We start from the raw sequence: 16,343 nt of genomic DNA on the forward strand, positions 1-16,343 counted from the left end.
GACAAAAAATGAAATTTCTAAAATCATTGCTTTGCGCCTCGGTGTCCCTTGTCGCACTCACCAGTTTATCGGCCCATGCAGCCGACTCAGACTGGCCTAGCGCCAAACCATTTCGCGTGGTTGTTCCTTATCCTGCCGGCGGTTCGGCTGACATTCTTGGACGCCTGGTTGCCAAGAAACTATCTGAAAACCTGGGCAACAACGCAGTCGTTGAGAACATTGCCGGCGGCGGCACGATTCCGGCCGCGCTGTCGGTCCTGAAAGACAAGGCCGACGGTTACACCTTATTCGTAGCCAGTGACAACACATTGAACATCAATAACTTTCTGCTGAAGGAGCCACGCTATGACGGCGACAAGGATTTCACCAGCGTTACCGTGCTCAATACCTATGCCCACTGGCTTATCGTAAACAAAGACAGTCCGTTCAATACGATGGAAGATCTGAAAAAGTTCATTCTTGAAAATCCGAACAAGGCTTCCATCAGCGTCAATACCATTGGCGGCTCGGCTTACCTGGCGCTGGACAAATGGAAAAAAGAGAACAAGCTTGATTTCGAAATCATTCCATACCGCGGCTCGCCACCGGCCGTCTCCGACCTGATCGGCGGCGTCACCACGGCCCATATTGATGTTGCAGGCTCTTCCATGTCTTATTACGAAGGCGGCAAAGTCAAACCGCTGGCAGTGCTGCAGTCACAGCCGCTGAAAAAGATCCCCTCCATTCAGACACAATCCTACGACGATCCCAAAGCGCTGACCGTCAAATCGAATCTTTCAGTAGTGGTAAAAAACGGCACACCGCCGCAGATTATCGAGAAACTGTATCAGGCCATCAAGAAAGGCGAGCACGACAAGGACTTTACAGACGCATTGAATTTGTTTGCCTATGAACCTGTCTTAACGCCTCCCGCTGAAAGCCGCAAGTTCATTCTCGAAGAAACCCAGCGGTACAAAAAACTGGTCGACGCGTCCGGTCTGGAAAAACAGTAACAACCTCAAGTAAAAACAGGGTAACAGCATGAAAGTGGTCGTAGCATTAGTCCGACACGAGACAAATACTTTTTCACCTATCCAGACGCAACTGCATTCGTTCTGTCGCGGTACCAAAACGGACGGCCCAGCCTATGGCCTGCGGGCGATGCAATTGTGTGAAAACACCAACAGCGCGGCCGCCGCCTATCTGGATCTGGCCGCCTCACTCGATGCCGAAGTGGATTTCTCTATCCTTGCCAACTCGGTACCCAGCGGCACTGTACAGAAAGCCGCGTTTGAACATATTGCAGACACCGTTATTGCTACTGTAAAAAAAGGCTGTGATGCAGTATTACTGGATCTGCACGGCGCCATGGTGCCGAAGGATACCCCGACGCAGAAGGTGAATTACTGCGTCGTATCCGGCAGGTGGTGCCGGAACAGGTACCGGTCGTGGTTGCCTTGGACTTTCATGCCAATTTCAGTGAAACACTCGTCCGTAATGCAACCGTGATTACGGGTTACTGCACCTATCCTCATGTAGACATCTATGAGACCGGCGCAAGAGCTGGACGTACGCTCAAAAGAATCCTGTCTGAGCAATTGGAAACCACCATTCTCTGGCGCCGTCTGCCGATGCTGACGCACATGCTCAGGCAGACGCCGTCGGGCCAGCCCATGAAAGACATCATGGACAAAGCCATGCAAGCCGAAGCTGACGGTGTGGTGCTGAATGCTTCCGTTTTTGGTGGATTCCCGCTGGCTGATATTCCTCATGTCGGCTTGTCAGTTGTGATTGTCGCGGAGAAAAACAAAACAGCGCAAGCCGAACAGTTGCTCAATGAGTTATGCGATTTGGCATGGTCCAGGAAACAGGATTTTGTCTATGACGTAGAGCCCCTGTCAACATCCATTGCCAAGGCAAAGCAGCTGGAAGAAGGGCCGGTCATTCTTGTCGATCACGGCGACAACTGTGGTGCTGGCGGCGTCACGGATGTGATGGCCGTTCTGGAAGAAGTGATGAAACAGGAACTGACAGATGTGGTTGCCGGGCCGATCTGGGATCCGCAGGCAGTGGACACGCTCATCAAGTCGGGGATAGGAGAAACAGTAACGATTGATCTGGGTGGAAAAACGGATATGCCCGAACTCGAACTCAAAGGCCAGCCACTTCGAATTACCGGCAAAATCGTTAATATTACCGATGGCAATTTCCAGATTACCGGCCCATGTTTACCGGAATGTGGCTCAGCCTGGGCCGCACCGTGGTCCTGGAAAGTAACGGCGTGACCATATTTATATCGGAAAAGCCCAGGAGCCCTATGATGTGGGTGTATTTACCCACGCAGGTATAGACCCGTTCAGCAAGAAATATGTACTGATCAAATCACGCCAGCATTTCAGAGCGGGATTTGAAAAAGACGCCCGGCATATTGTCCTGATCGCCGGCCCCGGCGTATGCAGCTCGGATTATGACATTTTCCCGTTCCGGCATCTGTCTCGCCCCATTTATCCCCTGGATAGCGAGGCGACATTGGCGCATGCTGAAGGGATACAGTAGCCGTAAACCGGCGGTTTGATAATGGACATCAGTCAATAAAATGGTTTACACACAGGCCAGGAAGGCAATTGTTCTTTCTGGCCTGTGTGTGAAAACCGCGAGCTTTGATTGTGAGGCTTTGACTACGGGCTATGGCTGGCGCACATATGACATGCCCTGCCGTCCCTTGGTCCAAATGAACATATAGATTTCCCGATCAGGTTTTGGACGGTTGGGACGGTTTGGGCGCCACAACGACATCCTTATTGGTTATGCCAAATGGAATATGTACCGACGGAACAAGCGAGCTGGTTAGCTCCAGATGCGCCGATTGGTCATCAAAGAAAATATGTGGTTTTAGGACACCCAGCACATGTTTTTTGGCAATGCCACCAAGAAAGAAAGCATCATTGGTCATCACGCCCCAGGCTTTCAGGGTATTGAGCGCCTTTCGTGCGATGGCGCATTCCTGGCAGTGACCAGCGATACTCTCAGCCGATTCTCATAGTCGGGGTTTTGTTTTTTGAATTGCTCTTCAATGGATTGAATCTTTGCGATCCGAATCAGAAAATCCTGTAACGGTCCGGGACCATGCGAATTCATGACATTTGCCACTTCGTGAGCATGAAAATCGCTCAATCCCGACGCTTGCATAATGCTTTCAGACTCATCACTGGCCAGCACGCCATCAAAGTCAAATGCAATACGCAAGGCGTGATCCTGTTCGTCATCATCAAATTTTGAATCCAAAACATGCCCGGCAGGATATCCCGCGCGAATTGCCGCATCTACATCAGACTTGTTGCCAGATAAAAACAGCGAGATGTTCAATGCAGGAATATACTCGTAGGGCGAGCGCCCCTGCATGAAAATGGCACGCGTGATACCCAGCCCATAGTGTTCAATCGTCTTCATTACCCGCAGCCCCGTATCCGGATCATTTCGAGACAACAATATTACTTCGACCAGCGGATCTTCAGGATCGGGCCGCATATGATTAAGCGAAAGCAGTCTTTTTACAAAAGGAAAGGCAATTCCCTTGGGCAACGGATTATTAAGATTGTGCTCCTGGAATTTGCGATAGGCTTCCTCGCCGTCGCGTTTGAAGACTGCGTCAGAGTCGGTCAGGTCAAATACGGCACTGGAGGCCACGCCAATAACCAGGCGATCTGCTAGATCGTAGGGCATGGCGTCCTTTGCGTATCGGGCTCTTGGGGGTTGATCTCTATGGGGCTACGCTGCGCGCTCATTGGTCAATTCTTTATACAGAATGCAGATAATGCATTTTATAGAATAACTAGCCGATTTTCCCTGAATCAGTCATGTCACCGAAACGATAAAGCCTGGCGGGATTCTCGACAAGGATCTTGTATGCAATATCATCAGTCAACAGCCACTGCGAACGCTCCCTCGCCAGCAGATCGGGGCTGACATCCCGGTATGCGCTGATCTGAGTCGCCAATTTCCCTGACTCCCGGTTGGTATGCGGCCAGTCGCTGCCCCACACCACCCTTTCAAGGTTTGCAGCAAATAATGAATGCGCAAGCCTGGAAATTCGATCTGCATCGTCCGCCGTTCCCACCCGGTAAGCGCCCGATAGCTTAATATACACGTCGCCACTGGCCAGACGTCTGTATAGTTGGCTGATACGAAGCTGGCCCAGAGCAAGCCCGGGCGGGACCAACGCGAAATGATCAATAACAAGCGTAATTGGCAACACACCCAACTGCGCCAGAACATCATTGATGAGCTGGTAACCGGCATATATCTGAATATGCCAGCCGGTTCCGGCCAGCCTGCTCGCCCAGTACCGAATGGCGTCAAGTGCCTGCTCCATATTACCAGCCCCCGTACTTTCCAGATTGATGCGAATCCCGATCACTCCTTTGCCGGACAGCACTGCCAGTTGGTCATCAGTCACATCACGATCCAACACGGCCACTCCGCGAAATATGCCTGGTTCGGCGTCCAGGCAATCGGTCAGGCACCGATTGTCTGTTCCATATATACTGGGTTGCACAATCACAGCCCGGCCCAGCGATAATCGACCATGTGCTGCCGCAATGCGTTCAGGTTCGCTTCGGCCGGCGTATAGAACCGGCGCTCAAGCATGGGGTAACGCTGATGTGAACCAATCACATGCACATGACAGTCGCAGGCCAGCTCATGAATAAAAGACATATATAACCACTTGTGTTTGTTCAAACGCCAGAAAGCGTTCAGGACACCATGTGCTCGCCAGCACCCAACAATTGAACCAGCGACTGTCCTACTTCTTTTGTGCCTAATGATCCGCCAAGATCTTTCGTTACTCTGCCGGATGCGATTGAGTCAGCAATTGCCTGGAAAATGACATCTGCAGCGTGTGTGAACCGAGGCGCCTGTTTGCGCTGACCATACCAGTTCAGCAGCATGGCAGCCGACAAAACCTGGGAGATCGGATTGGCAATATTCTGACCGGCGATGTCCGGCGCCGAGCCATGAGCAGCCTGACCCATCGCGTACTTGTCGCCCGCGTTCAGCGAGCCACCCAGCCCAAGACTTCCAGACAACTCTGCCGTGAGATCGGACAAAATATCGCCGAACATATTGGTCGTCACGATGACGTCGAATTTGGCGGGGTCACGCACTACATGAGCCATCATGGCATCCACGATAAAATCGTCGACCCTGACTTCAGGAAACTCACGCCCCACTTCGTGGCAAATATCAATAAACATGCCATCTGCAATTTTCAGGACATTTGCCTTATGGACGATAGAGACGTGCTTGTTGCGTGTCATTGCCAATTCGAAAGCAGAGCGCGCAATCCGCTCACAACATTTGCGGGTGATACGTCGCAGGGAGATGACAACATCAGAAGTAATCAGCAGTTCGCTGCTGCCCTGTTCAATATTGCGGTCAGCGTAGAAACCCTCGGTATTTTCCCGGACCACCACTAGATCAAACTCACCCAGCCGTGCTGGCACACCTGTGTATGTCCGGGATGGTCTGATGTTGGCATACAGATCAAGTTCCTTGCGAAAGAATTTGGAAGGGTTAATTTCACCTTTGGCCTCATCCTTGAAATCATAGGTGGCCATAGGGCCCAACATCAGTCCGTCGGCGCCTTTACTTTCTCCAGCAATGCGGGCGTCACCGTGCTGCCGTACTGCTTCAGGCTGTCGTGCCCGGCCATGTCATGCATCAGCTCCAGTTCCAGATTGAAGCGGTCGGACACAGCATTCAAAACCTGTTCTGCTACTGCCATAGTTTCCGGACCGATTCCATCTCCCGGAAGAATTACGATTTTCATAAAATTCCTGTATGCGCTAATTATGTTGTAAATGATTATTCAAGGACGATGCCGGCTGACTGTATCAGCGTGCTGTACTTGCTGATCTCGGCCTTCACGAATTCGGCAAATTGCTCTGGTGAATTGGCGTCAACTGCCGCACCATCGGCATCGAGTCGTGCCCGGATCGCTGGCTGCGCCAATATTCTGTTGATTTCCCGATTCAGTCGCAGAATCACTTCTTTTGATGTTCCTGCGGGTGCGAAATAACCGCCCCATAAGCTGTAATTGAAGCCAGGCACCGTCGCTTCTGAGACCGTTGGCGTATCTTTCAGGGAAGCAAGTCGCTTGCCCGTCGTTGTCGCAAGCGCCTGACCGAACCGGATTTGATATGACCCATGGCGGCCGAAACACTTGAGAAGAAGCAATCAACCTGTCCGCCAATCACATCCGTCATTGCCTGACCTGCCCCTTTATAGGGAACGTGCGTCATTTTGGTATTAGTGCCCAGCTCCAGCGCGACAGCGGCCAGATGTCCGGGCGTGGCCGTCCCTGACGATGCATAATTGACTGATTCCGGCGCCTGCCTTGCCTTGGCAAGCAAATCATTAAGCGTTTTAAACGGCGAGCCACTAGCGGTTATCAGCACCAGAGGCGAGTCGCCAACCAGCACAATGGCTCGAGCGCTTCCAGCGCTTTATAACCCGCATTCGGGTTTGCAACGGGGTTGATTGCAATTTCGCCTGTTTGCCCGAGCAGCAGATGGTGTCCGTCTGGCTTCTGACGAATAATCAATCGCGTTCCCAGCATGCCAGAGGCTCCAGGGCGGTTTTCAACGACCACCGTTTGGGCAAGCGCCTTGCCGAGTGGTTCTGACAGCATTCTGGCAAATAGATCACCCTGCCCTCCTGGCGCATACGGTACCGTGACCGATATCGGCATGGCCGGATAAGCGTCACCAGTGGCTGCAGCCATTCGCGCTAGCGGCAGCATAAGGAGTGCACAACTGCTTTGCATAAAGCGTCGCTTGCTCATTGCCAATTGTTGCTCATTCATATTTCCACCTTCATCTTTTCCAGCGCAATAGCCTCACACCAGGCGAATCGGGGCCCGCCCGCCTCTACACCGGATTAGTCGGCATCACGCAACATTTTCAACCGTTCAAGAAATGCCTGACGGATATGGTTTTTCGCCGCAATGCTGGCCGCTTCAGGATCGCGATCACGGATGGCGGCCAGGATTTGCTGATGTTCCGCCACGGCCTTTTGCGCCCGTTGCGGCGACTGCAGTGTGCTGCGGCCCAGCAAAAACGTTGTATCTGAAATGGACTGCAGCGTGCGAATCAAATGCTGGTTATGTGCAGCACCATAGATAGCCTCGTGAAATTGCAAGTTCATTCTGACCGGATCGCTATCAGGCTGTTCACTCTGCTCCAGAATCGACTGCATATTGTCAATTTCGGCATCAGTCGCATGACGCGCAGCAAATTCCGCAGCGGCGCCCTCCAGGACTTCACGCATGGCATAAAGCTCTGTGACACCCTGCTTGTCGATTCGGGTGATGACCAGGCCACGACGCGGCTCATGGGTCAGCAACCGCTCGTCCTCCAGCCGCTTGAGCGCCTCCCTTACCGGCGTACGACCCATGCCTATCAGCTTGGAAATTTCCATTTCGCGCAGGCGGGCATCGCTGCTGAAAAATCCACTAAGAATTTTCTGCTTGATATCTTGATAGGCCGCATGAAACTGGGTATTGTCTTTGGAAATAGGCATGGTGGTTTTCGCTCAACTAACGTTTCGACATGAAATACACGGCGCCCAGCCAGTCTTGCCCGGCGCGCTACGATTTCGGTATTGTATCGACAACCGATCGCCACATCGTCAATTCCTGCATCAGCATTTTGCCGAAGTCACCGGGCGTGCCAGTCACTACGTTGGCCCTTCGTGCTTCAGGCGATTGCTGATCAAACGGCCTTGCGCAATTTTATTCGTTGCGGCATTAAGCTTTTGCACAACCGGCTCGGGAAGACCCGCCGGGCCCAGCACGCCCCACCAGGTCTTGATATCAAAATCCTTCACGCCCGACTCCTGCAATGTTGGCACTTCCGGAAACAAGGGCGAACGTTCTTTGGAAGTCATTGCCAGTAATTTGACCTTGTCTGCCTTTACCTGTTCGAGCATCGTGGGCATGGTCGCGAAAAAAGCCTGCACTCGCCCAGCGATCAGATCCAGTGTGGCCGGACCACTGCCCCGATATGGAACGTGCGACATGGTCACGCCCGCGCGCTGTGTAAATAAGGCGCCCGACAAATGGTTGATACTTCCCGGACCTGCTGAGCAATAGTTCACACCGCCCGGATCAGATTTTGCCTTTTCAATCAACTCGCCCACTGTGCTGAGCCCGAGGGATTTGTCAGCCACCAGCATCAGCGGACCATTACCCAGTTGAGCAATTGGTGTGAAATCCTTGATCGGATCATAAAGCTTGCTTTGCTCCCAGGCGGCATTGGTTGCAAACGTAGAAGTGGCAAATAGCAGTGTATAGCCATCCTTTCGAGCCTGAGCCACTCTGGCCGCGCCAATGGAGCCTCCGCCGCCACCGCGGTTTTCCACCACGATCGTCTGGCCCAGCGCCTGACCGAGTTCGGACGCAAACTCCCGTGCAATGCTATCTGTACCGCCGCCGGCAGCAAATGGAACAACAAGTGTGATTGGCTGTTCCGGCCAGACATCCGGCGCTTGCGCCAATGCGCTGCCACCTCCCAAAGCAAAAAGCACGGCGGCACACGGCGCCAGCCAACGGCTTGTATTCATCCCTTTCTCCTATGTGTTTTATTTAAATATATTTATGTATACAAAAATATATTTAAACGAATGGTACACGAATTTCGGGAAGCGTGTAAAGACAAAGGCGGTTCAAAAGGCACGGATTAGCATCAAGTCTGTTGCTATTGATCCTATTTACGACGAAAAGCTGTATTTCAAGCAATTATTACAATATGGGCTGTATCCAATACTCGAACTCTTGCATATACTTAATCGAAAATAGTAACAATAAACTACAAACGAAATTGAATGCATCATAAGACCAGTGGTATCCGTTCAAGATGAGAACTAAATCGGAGAGACGACAATGGAAGAATTCAAAAAGCGAATCGACTTGCACATCGAACATGTGAAAAAGGTCGGATTGCATTGCGCTACAGAAGAGACTACAAAACAGGCGCTTATTTTGCCGCTTCTCGATATTTTAGGTTTTAGCCCTTATGATCCAACTCGGGTACAAGCAGAATATGCTGCAGACTTTCCGGGAGTAAAAGCTTCCGAACGCGTAGACTACACATTATTTAGTGCGGGGATCCCGGTCATTTTCATTGAGGCCAAAGGCTTTTCGCAAAACCTGACTAATCACTGCCCGCAACTTTCACGCTATTACAACGCCACGCCGGAAGTTGGACAGTCGTCAGCGATCACGAATGGCAGAGAATGGCGTTTTTTTACGGATTTGGTCAACAAAAACATTATGGATACGGACCCGTTCCTGACGATCAACTTTGAGGAATGCAATCCCGACGTTGCAAACCAGCTTCGCCGCTTCCATCATGATGAGCTCGAGCCCGAGGCGCTACGGGCGCTAGCAGAGGAAAATATATACTTAAGTTGCTTCAAAGAAGTCATTACCTCTGCTTTGAAAGACTGCAATTTGGAGTTTGTTCGATACGTAGTTTCACACTCAAATATTCAAAGAACGCTCACTGGACGTTTTCTGGAAAGTGTCCAGCCCATAGTCAAGCAGGCCATCGCTCAGTCTATAAGTACAATGGTAGCCACTAGCTTATCGGCCACAGAAAAGACCCAGGAAACAACCGTAAGGGAAGAAAGTCCGAAAGATTCAGTCGAAGCGGAAGACAATTCCATTACTGATCCGAATAATGAAAACATAATTACAACTGCGGATGAACAAAGACTATTTAATATATGCTGCGATATTCTCGTCGGTGAAGACCTGCAGCCCAGAGATACAGAAACCTATTACTCTATCGTGCATAGAGGGAAGTCCAATAGATGGCTGTTCCGTTTCTGGGGCGATCGGCGACGCCTACTGTCCAATTCATTGAACCAATCACTGAAGCCTTGAAAGCCGAAGTTCTAAGAGCAGGTCTCGAATTGGGAACCGGGAATCAAATCGTGTTGGACAAACCAGAGAATCTATACAGGCTGGCTGGCTTGCTCAGGCAAGCCCTTGAATACTGTAAAAACGACGACAACTTCAAACGTAGCGTCAAGATCGCGGAGTAATAGATTCTCAGTGACCTGCCTATTAATAACTTAGTCCCAGGCATGCACCCGAAATCTTGGCAGCCCCAACCTCCGTGATGATTCAACGTCAACAGCCAGATGCAACGTATTAAGGCAGTGAACTGGACAAAACGACTTTTTGTCCTTTCCACTTCAAAACCGCTTGCCCTGCGGCTCAAACCACTCCACAAGGGCGTTGACAAATGCCCGAGTGCGGGCTGACAGGTTCTGTCGCGTGGGATAGACTGCCATGACATTGGCTGGCGGCAGGCTCCACTCTTGCAGCACCTGCCGCAAACGTCCTGATTCAAGATAAGGTTTCGCATCCCATTCGGACCGCATCAAAATGCCGTGCCCATCCAGCGCCCAGGCCAATGCCGATTCGCCGTCGTTAGTGCTAAGCGGCCCACGCACTTTGACGGTTTCACTGCGATTGCCCATGCTCAGGCGCCAGGTGCCGAAAGTCTCGTCGTTTTCCCGAATGACAATGCACCGATGCGTGCGCAGTTCCGACGGATGCGCCGGCGTGCCCGCGCTTTCAAGATATCTGGGAGAGGCGCAAAGGATTCGACAATTCAGGGCAATGGTCCTTGCCGTCAGGCTGGAGTCACGCTGTTCGCCAAAGCAAATCGCAACATCAAAGCCATCCTGGACCAGATTGACCGGACGATCACTCAATTGCATTTGTATTTCTACTTCGGGATTGTCTCGCTGAAACTGCGACACTAGCGGCACGATATAGCGTCGGCCAAAGCCCAGGGTAGCGTGAACACGCAGCAGACCTCGCGGCGCAGCGCGGCTGCCCACCAGTGTCTGCTCAAGCATTTTCAGTTCGTTTAGCAGATGATTGCCCTGAGCCAGATAGGACTCTCCTTCCACCGTAAAGCTGATCCGGCGCGTGGTGCGATTCATGAGTCGGACACCCAGGCGCTGCTCCAGCGCAGCAAGACGCTTGCTCACGGTAGACGGTGTAACGCCGAGCTCCTGCGCAGCACGCGCCAGCGTCGCATGTCTGGCCAGTAAAACGAAAAATCCGAGATCAGAATAGGAATCCATGCAAGTGCAATATTCAGGTGTCAATTTCAATTGAAATTCATACCCATTATATCTCCACAGGAAATAATAAATTGAATATGTTGACATTATGTCTGCAACCAAGCAAATTAGAATAGGCTTTCGTGTCAGGCAAACACGGATACGGCAAAACCACATACAAAATAATTCCAGGAGACAAACAATGCGCAGGATTACCCCGTTACGCCAAATACTTATAGGCATGGCATTTGTTTTGCCCACCGCCTGTCTGGCCCAGTCCTTTCCGGAAAAGCCGGTCAGGCTTATCGTCCCGTACGCACCCGGCGGCAGCGCCGATATCGCTGCCCGCCTGATTTCCGATGATTGGGCCAAGGCCCTGGGCCAGCCCGTCGTCATTGAAAACAAGGCAGGAGCTGGCGGCAATATTGGCGTTGACCTGGTCAGCAAGGCCAAGCCCGACGGCTACACCATTGGTTTGCAGACAGTGTCATTGGCAATCAACCCTGCGCTCTACCAGCGCATGCCCTACGACACGCTCGCCGATCTGGATCCGATTGGCATGGTTGCTACCTCTCAGCACGTGCTGGTCGTAAATAATCAACTATCAGCCAAAACAGTCACAGACCTGATCCGTGATGCCAAAGCCGCCCCAGGGACGCTGCAATATGGCTCAGCCGGCACAGGCAGCACTTTTCATATGGCGGCCGAGCTGTTCAAGTCGGTCTCGCAAACCAATATCACTCACGTTCCCTACCGAGGCGGCGGTCCGGCTTTACTGGACACAATTGGCGGGCATGTGCAATTGAGTTTTCCCGTGCTTTCAGCTGCCTTGCCACAAGTTCAGGGGGGCAAGTTGCGACCCCTTGGCGTGACCGGCCCCAAACGCTCTGCGCTGATGCCCGATGTACCCACCATTGCCGAAGCCGGTTTGCCCGATTACAGCTTCGAGACCTGGTTCATGGTGTTTGCTCCTGCTGGCACACCAAAGCCGGTAATCGAAAAACTGAATGCCACACTCAATGCGACATTGAACAAACCCGAACTGAAGCAACGCATGACCAAAGAGGCATTTGATCCCGCACCGTCAACCACCACCCAAGCGCGCGAGCTGCTGACCAGCGACATGAAAAAATGGGCATCGCTGATCAAGGCCAGCGGCATTAAGGCCGACTAAACCGGCTCCCTGTATGAAGAGATGAAATGACTGCAAAAACCCTTTACCAAAAACTGCTCGACTCGCATACCGTCGCCAGGCTGGATGAGCAGAATATTTTGCTCTATACAGACCTGCATCTGATGAACGAGTACACCAGCCCCCAAGCCTTTGCCGGCTTGAACGACAAAGGCCTGCCGGTACCTTTGCCGGGGCAGAACGTTGCCGTCGTCAGCCACATTATTCCCACTCACTCGGTCAAGAATCGGATCATCGCAGATCCGGCCTCCGCCCTGCAAGCCAGCAACCTCAAACGCAATTGTGATATGCACGGCATCCCCCTGTTTGATACCAATGATCCGTTGCAGGGAATCGAGCACGTTGTCAGTCCCGAACACGGCATGATACGTCCAGGCATGGTAGTCATATGTGGGGACAGCCATACCACCACCTATGGGGCGCTGGGCGCACTGGGCTTTGGCATCGGCACTTCTGAAGTGGAACATGTTCTTGCGACGCAAACGCTGGTGTATCGCCTGGCCGGCAATATGCGAATAGAGGTCCAGGGCAGGATGCCCATCGGCTGCACCGCCAAGGATTTGATCTTGATGATCATTCGTCATATCGGTGCTCAGGCGCCCGTGGATATGTGATCGAATTTTGCGGTGCGGCCATCAGCGCGCTGTCTATTGAATCGCGCTTCACCCTATGCAATATGGCCGTAGAGGCCGGGGCGCGAGGCGCGCTGATCGCTCCCGATCAGCAAGCCATTAATTACGTACTGGAACGCGCCACTGATATTTCAACCGACATACAGGAACAGGCTCTCGCTCACTGGGCGACCTTGTTCAGCGATGACAATGCCGTATTTGACGTTACACATCACTTTGACGCAGGCGAGGTTGCGCCTTACGTGACCTGGGGGATCAGCCCTGATCAAGCAATTTCCGTAGAAGAGCTGATCCCTGCAGACGATCGGCATGGCCATCCTGAGACAGGCGCCCGATCATACACCGCACAGCGCTTGACTATACCGGCCTGACCGCCGGCACCTCGCTGCTGGGTACGCCGATACAACACGTGTTTATCGGCTCCTGTACCAATGCCCGCATTGAGGATTTGCGTGAAGTAGCGCAAATTGTACAAAGGCGTCATGTTGCAAATGGCGTGCGCGCCATGGTCGTACCCGGCTCTGGCGCCGTGCGCCAACAGGCAGAGGCCGAGGGCATTGCGCAAATATTGATAGATGCCGGTTTTGAATGGCGCCAGCCCGGCTGCTCTATGTGTCTTGCCATGAATGACGACGTACTCGGCTTCGGACAGCGCTGCGCCTCGACCACCAATCGCAATTTTGAAGGAAGGCAGGGTCGCGGTGCCATCACCCATCTCATGAGCCCGGCCATGGCCGCTGCCGCTGCCATTACAGGCGTCATTACCGATGTACGCAAGCTGGATCAACCGGAGAGTCTTCATGACTGAACACCATGTCATCTCGGGCGTGGCTGCCCCAATCCCCCAGCCTAATCTGGATACCGATCAGATCATGCCCAAACAGTTTTTGCGCGGTATAGACAAAAAAGGACTGGATAAGGGTCTGCTTTATGACATGCGATTCGACCGGCAGGGCCAGCGCATTGATCATTTCGTGCTGAACCGCAACGAATATGCCAACGCCAATATCCTGGTGGGCGGTGCCAATTTCGGTTGCGGTTCAAGCCGCGAGCATGCCGTATGGGGACTCAGCCAATTCGGCATACAGGCCGTCATAGCATCCAGCTTTGCCGAGATTTTTTACTCCAACGCGATGAATAACCGCCTGCTGCTGGTTGTCCTGACCGAAGACGAGGTAAAGAACATTTTGGCAGACGTCGAGAACCCACAGACAGCGCATGTGGCGATTGATCTGGTCAATATGACGGTCCAGAGCCATACCACTCGCGCCGGCTTCAAGCTGCATGAACGTCATCGACGCATGTTCCTGGAGAACCTCGATCTTGTCGATGCAACACTCACCCTGAAACCGCAAATTGATGATTTCGTGCAGCAGTATCACAAGCGCTATCCCTGGCAAGCGAACGTGGCAAGCAAAACAGTCACCCGCCTACGAGGCTGAGTTTCCCGGTCTTAACAATGAAAACCAAACGCTTGCCGTCTATGCGCAAGCGTTTGAGCAGGCAAGGGATCACGACCCGGCTATGATGTGACCATGCACGTGTTGTATCGTCAAGTATTCGATCCAGATCAAACATTCCTTTGTGCAAGCGTCATAAAATAAATAAGGAACAGCGCCCTATCGTGCCTGAAGTTAGTTATATAAAGCATCAAAGTCCTGGTCGTGAAAACATACCAATCCAAAGAAGCGTTTAAAAATGAGCTTGTCAAGCAAGCAAACTTATTCGTTTCGGAATTTAATGATATTGCGGAATCCGAGCGAGATCTAATGAAAACAGGTGTAGATCGCAGCCCTGTGCAGATGCTTGCTTATCAGCTTGGGTGGATGGACTTGTTGCTCAGCTGGGAGCGGGACGAAAAAAAGGGCCTTGAAGTGACCACACCGGCGCCTGGTTTTAAGTGGAATAAGCTTGGCAGCCTCTATGAATCGTTCTATCAAAAATGGAACGGTATTTCAATACAGCAATTACAGGCCGAGTTCGCTAATCGCCTCGTTGGTATTATCTGCCTTGTGGATTCACTCTCTGACCAGGACTTCTTCGAATCCGGGCGCCGCCAGTGGGCATCTTCAACCCCTTCCGCCTGGCCCGTATACTACTGGCTGCATATCAATACGGTTGCGCCGTTCACGACGTTTCGCAAAAAAATCCGTAAATGGAAGCAGCTGTAGTCGCGTACCGACGAGCTGCCATACTTAGCGCAGAACATGACACAGATAATTCCGCATGGTCCATGGCGGTTCTGTCTGCTCAGGCTCAAAAACGTTTTATGAAAAAGATTTCTTTTTAGATTGGCACTGTTACGCCGATATGACAACCGTGCACCGCGGCATGCGCTGAGGACAGTGAATACCATCTGACCGTTATCCTGCCCAGCGCTTCGTAGATTCCGATATTGTGTGCGGTCACACAGTACCAATAAACTCTAGGTGTACAAAATAAACGACCTGCGTGAGTGCACTAATCAGCACTAGGTACCGTGGTGATGGCGCAGAATTACACATGCTGATAATTTGCTTGTCGCTAAACAGCCAACGGGTGTGTTGGACTCCGTTTGTTGAAATTTGGTATCAATATTGATACCATAACGCTAATTCCGAGGTGGTAACGCTGTGTCTGGAATAGAGAAAATTCTGGCGAAAATGAGAAATCAGCCCGCAAATGTTCGCTTTTCCGAATTGGTGAAAATCTGCACGCATTTTTTTGGCGAACCACGTTCAAGCAGCTCCAGTCACATGATTTTTAAGACGCCGTGGCAAGGAGACCCTCGGATCAATATTCAAAATAGTAACGGCAAGGCCAAAATCTATCAGGTCAGACAGGTCTTGGCTGCACTCGACAAATCCAAAAACATGTAATCAACTTTGGACGATGACAATGAATGTTAAACACTACACCTACCGGGTAAGCTGGTCTCCCGAAGATCAAGAGCATATCGGCCTGTGCGCCGAACTCCCCTCGTTGTCATGGCTGGCTAGTGATCCGGCCCAGGCTTTGGCTGGCATTATGCAAGTCGTGGCCGAGGCAGTTCAGGATATGCAACGCAACGGCGAAGTCGTCCCTTCGCCAATCGCAGATAAACAGTATAGTGGGCAATTTCGGGTACGGGTGCCACCCTTGGTACATCGCAAGCTTGCCATTGCCGCAGCAGAGCAGGGAGTAAGTATGAATCGATTCGTAAGCGCCAAACTGGCAGGCTAGCCCAATCCTGGACAATCGCATCAAGCAGCACTAGAAATTATCCATACCGACGGCCTGATTGAAGCCATTCCAGGCGCTCGTCTCTTCGGTTAACCGCCTTGATTTACCTCAGAAAGGGGCGCATCTTCGCGCAATCGCTAGTGGTGTTTGAGCATCGCTCTGCTTAAGAAAAATTCGATTCATGCGAGCACTTTTCC

Annotated in this window: 11 protein-coding genes and 5 pseudogenes; 8 read left to right on the forward strand and 8 right to left on the reverse strand. The window is 51.9% G+C overall.

Annotation, left to right across the window (positions count from 1 at the left end; translation table 11 throughout):
* Nucleotides 1-8: 8 nt before the first annotated feature.
* Nucleotides 9-992: a Bug family tripartite tricarboxylate transporter substrate binding protein gene (locus TKWG_RS17735; protein WP_014752157.1), complete on the forward strand. Its 984-nt coding sequence runs from the start codon at nucleotides 9-11 to the stop codon at nucleotides 990-992.
* Between the two features lie 28 nt (nucleotides 993-1,020).
* Nucleotides 1,021-2,535 (forward strand): annotated as a pseudogene (locus TKWG_RS26675) (M81 family metallopeptidase).
* A 196-nt stretch (nucleotides 2,536-2,731) separates the two neighbouring features.
* On the opposite strand, the pseudogene TKWG_RS17745 reads toward TKWG_RS26675, so the two are convergent.
* From TKWG_RS17745 to TKWG_RS17770, 7 genes and pseudogenes are all read right to left on the reverse strand, one after another.
* Nucleotides 2,732-3,702: pseudogene (locus TKWG_RS17745) on the reverse strand (5'-nucleotidase).
* 109 nt (nucleotides 3,703-3,811) lie between these two features.
* Nucleotides 3,812-4,534, reverse strand: a complete 723-nt coding sequence (locus tag TKWG_RS17750; protein ID WP_238534239.1) for an amidohydrolase family protein — start codon at nucleotides 4,532-4,534, stop codon at nucleotides 3,812-3,814.
* A 2-nt stretch (nucleotides 4,535-4,536) separates the two neighbouring features.
* Nucleotides 4,537-4,695, reverse strand: a complete 159-nt coding sequence (locus TKWG_RS23730) for a hypothetical protein (protein ID WP_171815183.1) — start codon at nucleotides 4,693-4,695, stop codon at nucleotides 4,537-4,539.
* A 38-nt stretch (nucleotides 4,696-4,733) separates the two neighbouring features.
* Nucleotides 4,734-5,809, reverse strand: a pseudogene (locus TKWG_RS17755) (isocitrate/isopropylmalate dehydrogenase family protein).
* Nucleotides 5,810-5,844: 35 nt separating this feature from the next.
* Nucleotides 5,845-6,844, reverse strand: a pseudogene (locus tag TKWG_RS27345) (Bug family tripartite tricarboxylate transporter substrate binding protein).
* A 74-nt stretch (nucleotides 6,845-6,918) separates the two neighbouring features.
* Complete coding sequence (locus TKWG_RS17765; protein ID WP_014752158.1) at nucleotides 6,919-7,560, reverse strand: GntR family transcriptional regulator; 642 nt, start codon at nucleotides 7,558-7,560, stop codon at nucleotides 6,919-6,921.
* A 156-nt stretch (nucleotides 7,561-7,716) separates the two neighbouring features.
* Nucleotides 7,717-8,601 (reverse strand): Bug family tripartite tricarboxylate transporter substrate binding protein, encoded by an 885-nt coding sequence (locus tag TKWG_RS17770; protein WP_014752159.1) that lies wholly within the window; start codon nucleotides 8,599-8,601, stop codon nucleotides 7,717-7,719.
* A 319-nt stretch (nucleotides 8,602-8,920) separates the two neighbouring features.
* On the opposite strand from TKWG_RS17770, the gene TKWG_RS17780 reads away from it, so the two are divergent.
* The gene (locus TKWG_RS17780; RefSeq protein WP_202947736.1) at nucleotides 8,921-9,925 is read left to right on the forward strand and encodes a type I restriction endonuclease; all 1,005 of its coding nucleotides are present in this window, start codon (nucleotides 8,921-8,923) and stop codon (nucleotides 9,923-9,925) included.
* 314 nt (nucleotides 9,926-10,239) lie between these two features.
* Here TKWG_RS17780 and TKWG_RS17785 read toward each other — a convergent pair whose 3' ends face one another.
* Complete coding sequence (locus tag TKWG_RS17785) at nucleotides 10,240-11,142, reverse strand: LysR family transcriptional regulator (RefSeq protein ID WP_014752161.1); 903 nt, start codon at nucleotides 11,140-11,142, stop codon at nucleotides 10,240-10,242.
* A 181-nt stretch (nucleotides 11,143-11,323) separates the two neighbouring features.
* Between TKWG_RS17785 and TKWG_RS17790 the strand changes: the two genes are divergently transcribed.
* From TKWG_RS17790 to TKWG_RS17815, 5 genes and pseudogenes are all read left to right on the forward strand, one after another.
* Nucleotides 11,324-12,295: a tripartite tricarboxylate transporter substrate binding protein gene (locus TKWG_RS17790; protein WP_014752162.1), complete on the forward strand. Its 972-nt coding sequence runs from the start codon at nucleotides 11,324-11,326 to the stop codon at nucleotides 12,293-12,295.
* A gap of 26 nt (nucleotides 12,296-12,321) precedes the next feature.
* Nucleotides 12,322-13,753, forward strand: a pseudogene (leuC, locus tag TKWG_RS17795) (3-isopropylmalate dehydratase large subunit).
* Nucleotides 13,746-14,387, forward strand: coding sequence for a 3-isopropylmalate dehydratase small subunit (gene leuD, locus TKWG_RS17800; RefSeq protein WP_014752163.1), 642 nt, complete (start codon nucleotides 13,746-13,748; stop codon nucleotides 14,385-14,387). Before leuC ends, leuD begins: the two are co-directional and overlap by 8 nt.
* 222 nt (nucleotides 14,388-14,609) lie before the next feature.
* A complete protein-coding gene (locus TKWG_RS17805; RefSeq protein WP_014752164.1) occupies nucleotides 14,610-15,116 on the forward strand; it encodes a ClbS/DfsB family four-helix bundle protein in 507 nt (168 codons plus the stop codon).
* A 706-nt stretch (nucleotides 15,117-15,822) separates the two neighbouring features.
* Complete coding sequence (locus TKWG_RS17815) at nucleotides 15,823-16,146, forward strand: type II toxin-antitoxin system HicB family antitoxin (RefSeq protein ID WP_014752166.1); 324 nt, start codon at nucleotides 15,823-15,825, stop codon at nucleotides 16,144-16,146.
* Nucleotides 16,147-16,343: the final 197 nt, after the last annotated feature.

This window comes from Advenella kashmirensis WT001 (genome assembly GCF_000219915.2).
In the GTDB taxonomy this organism is placed as follows: domain Bacteria; phylum Pseudomonadota; class Gammaproteobacteria; order Burkholderiales; family Burkholderiaceae_B; genus Advenella; species Advenella kashmirensis.

Excerpts from the sequence above, each read along its gene's own strand:
- TKWG_RS17780 (WP_202947736.1), top strand. The coding sequence starts at position 8,921 with ATGGAAGAATTCAAAAAGCGAATCGACTTGCACATCGAACATGTGAAA.
- TKWG_RS17785 (WP_014752161.1), bottom strand. The coding sequence starts at position 11,142 with ATGGATTCCTATTCTGATCTCGGATTTTTCGTTTTACTGGCCAGACAT.
- TKWG_RS17770 (WP_014752159.1), bottom strand. The coding sequence starts at position 8,601 with ATGAATACAAGCCGTTGGCTGGCGCCGTGTGCCGCCGTGCTTTTTGCT.
- leuD (WP_014752163.1), top strand. The coding sequence starts at position 13,746 with ATGACTGAACACCATGTCATCTCGGGCGTGGCTGCCCCAATCCCCCAG.
- TKWG_RS17815 (WP_014752166.1), top strand. The coding sequence starts at position 15,823 with ATGAATGTTAAACACTACACCTACCGGGTAAGCTGGTCTCCCGAAGAT.
- TKWG_RS17735 (WP_014752157.1), top strand. The coding sequence starts at position 9 with ATGAAATTTCTAAAATCATTGCTTTGCGCCTCGGTGTCCCTTGTCGCA.
- TKWG_RS17765 (WP_014752158.1), bottom strand. The coding sequence starts at position 7,560 with ATGCCTATTTCCAAAGACAATACCCAGTTTCATGCGGCCTATCAAGAT.
- TKWG_RS17790 (WP_014752162.1), top strand. The coding sequence starts at position 11,324 with ATGCGCAGGATTACCCCGTTACGCCAAATACTTATAGGCATGGCATTT.
- TKWG_RS23730 (WP_171815183.1), bottom strand. The coding sequence starts at position 4,695 with ATGTCTTTTATTCATGAGCTGGCCTGCGACTGTCATGTGCATGTGATT.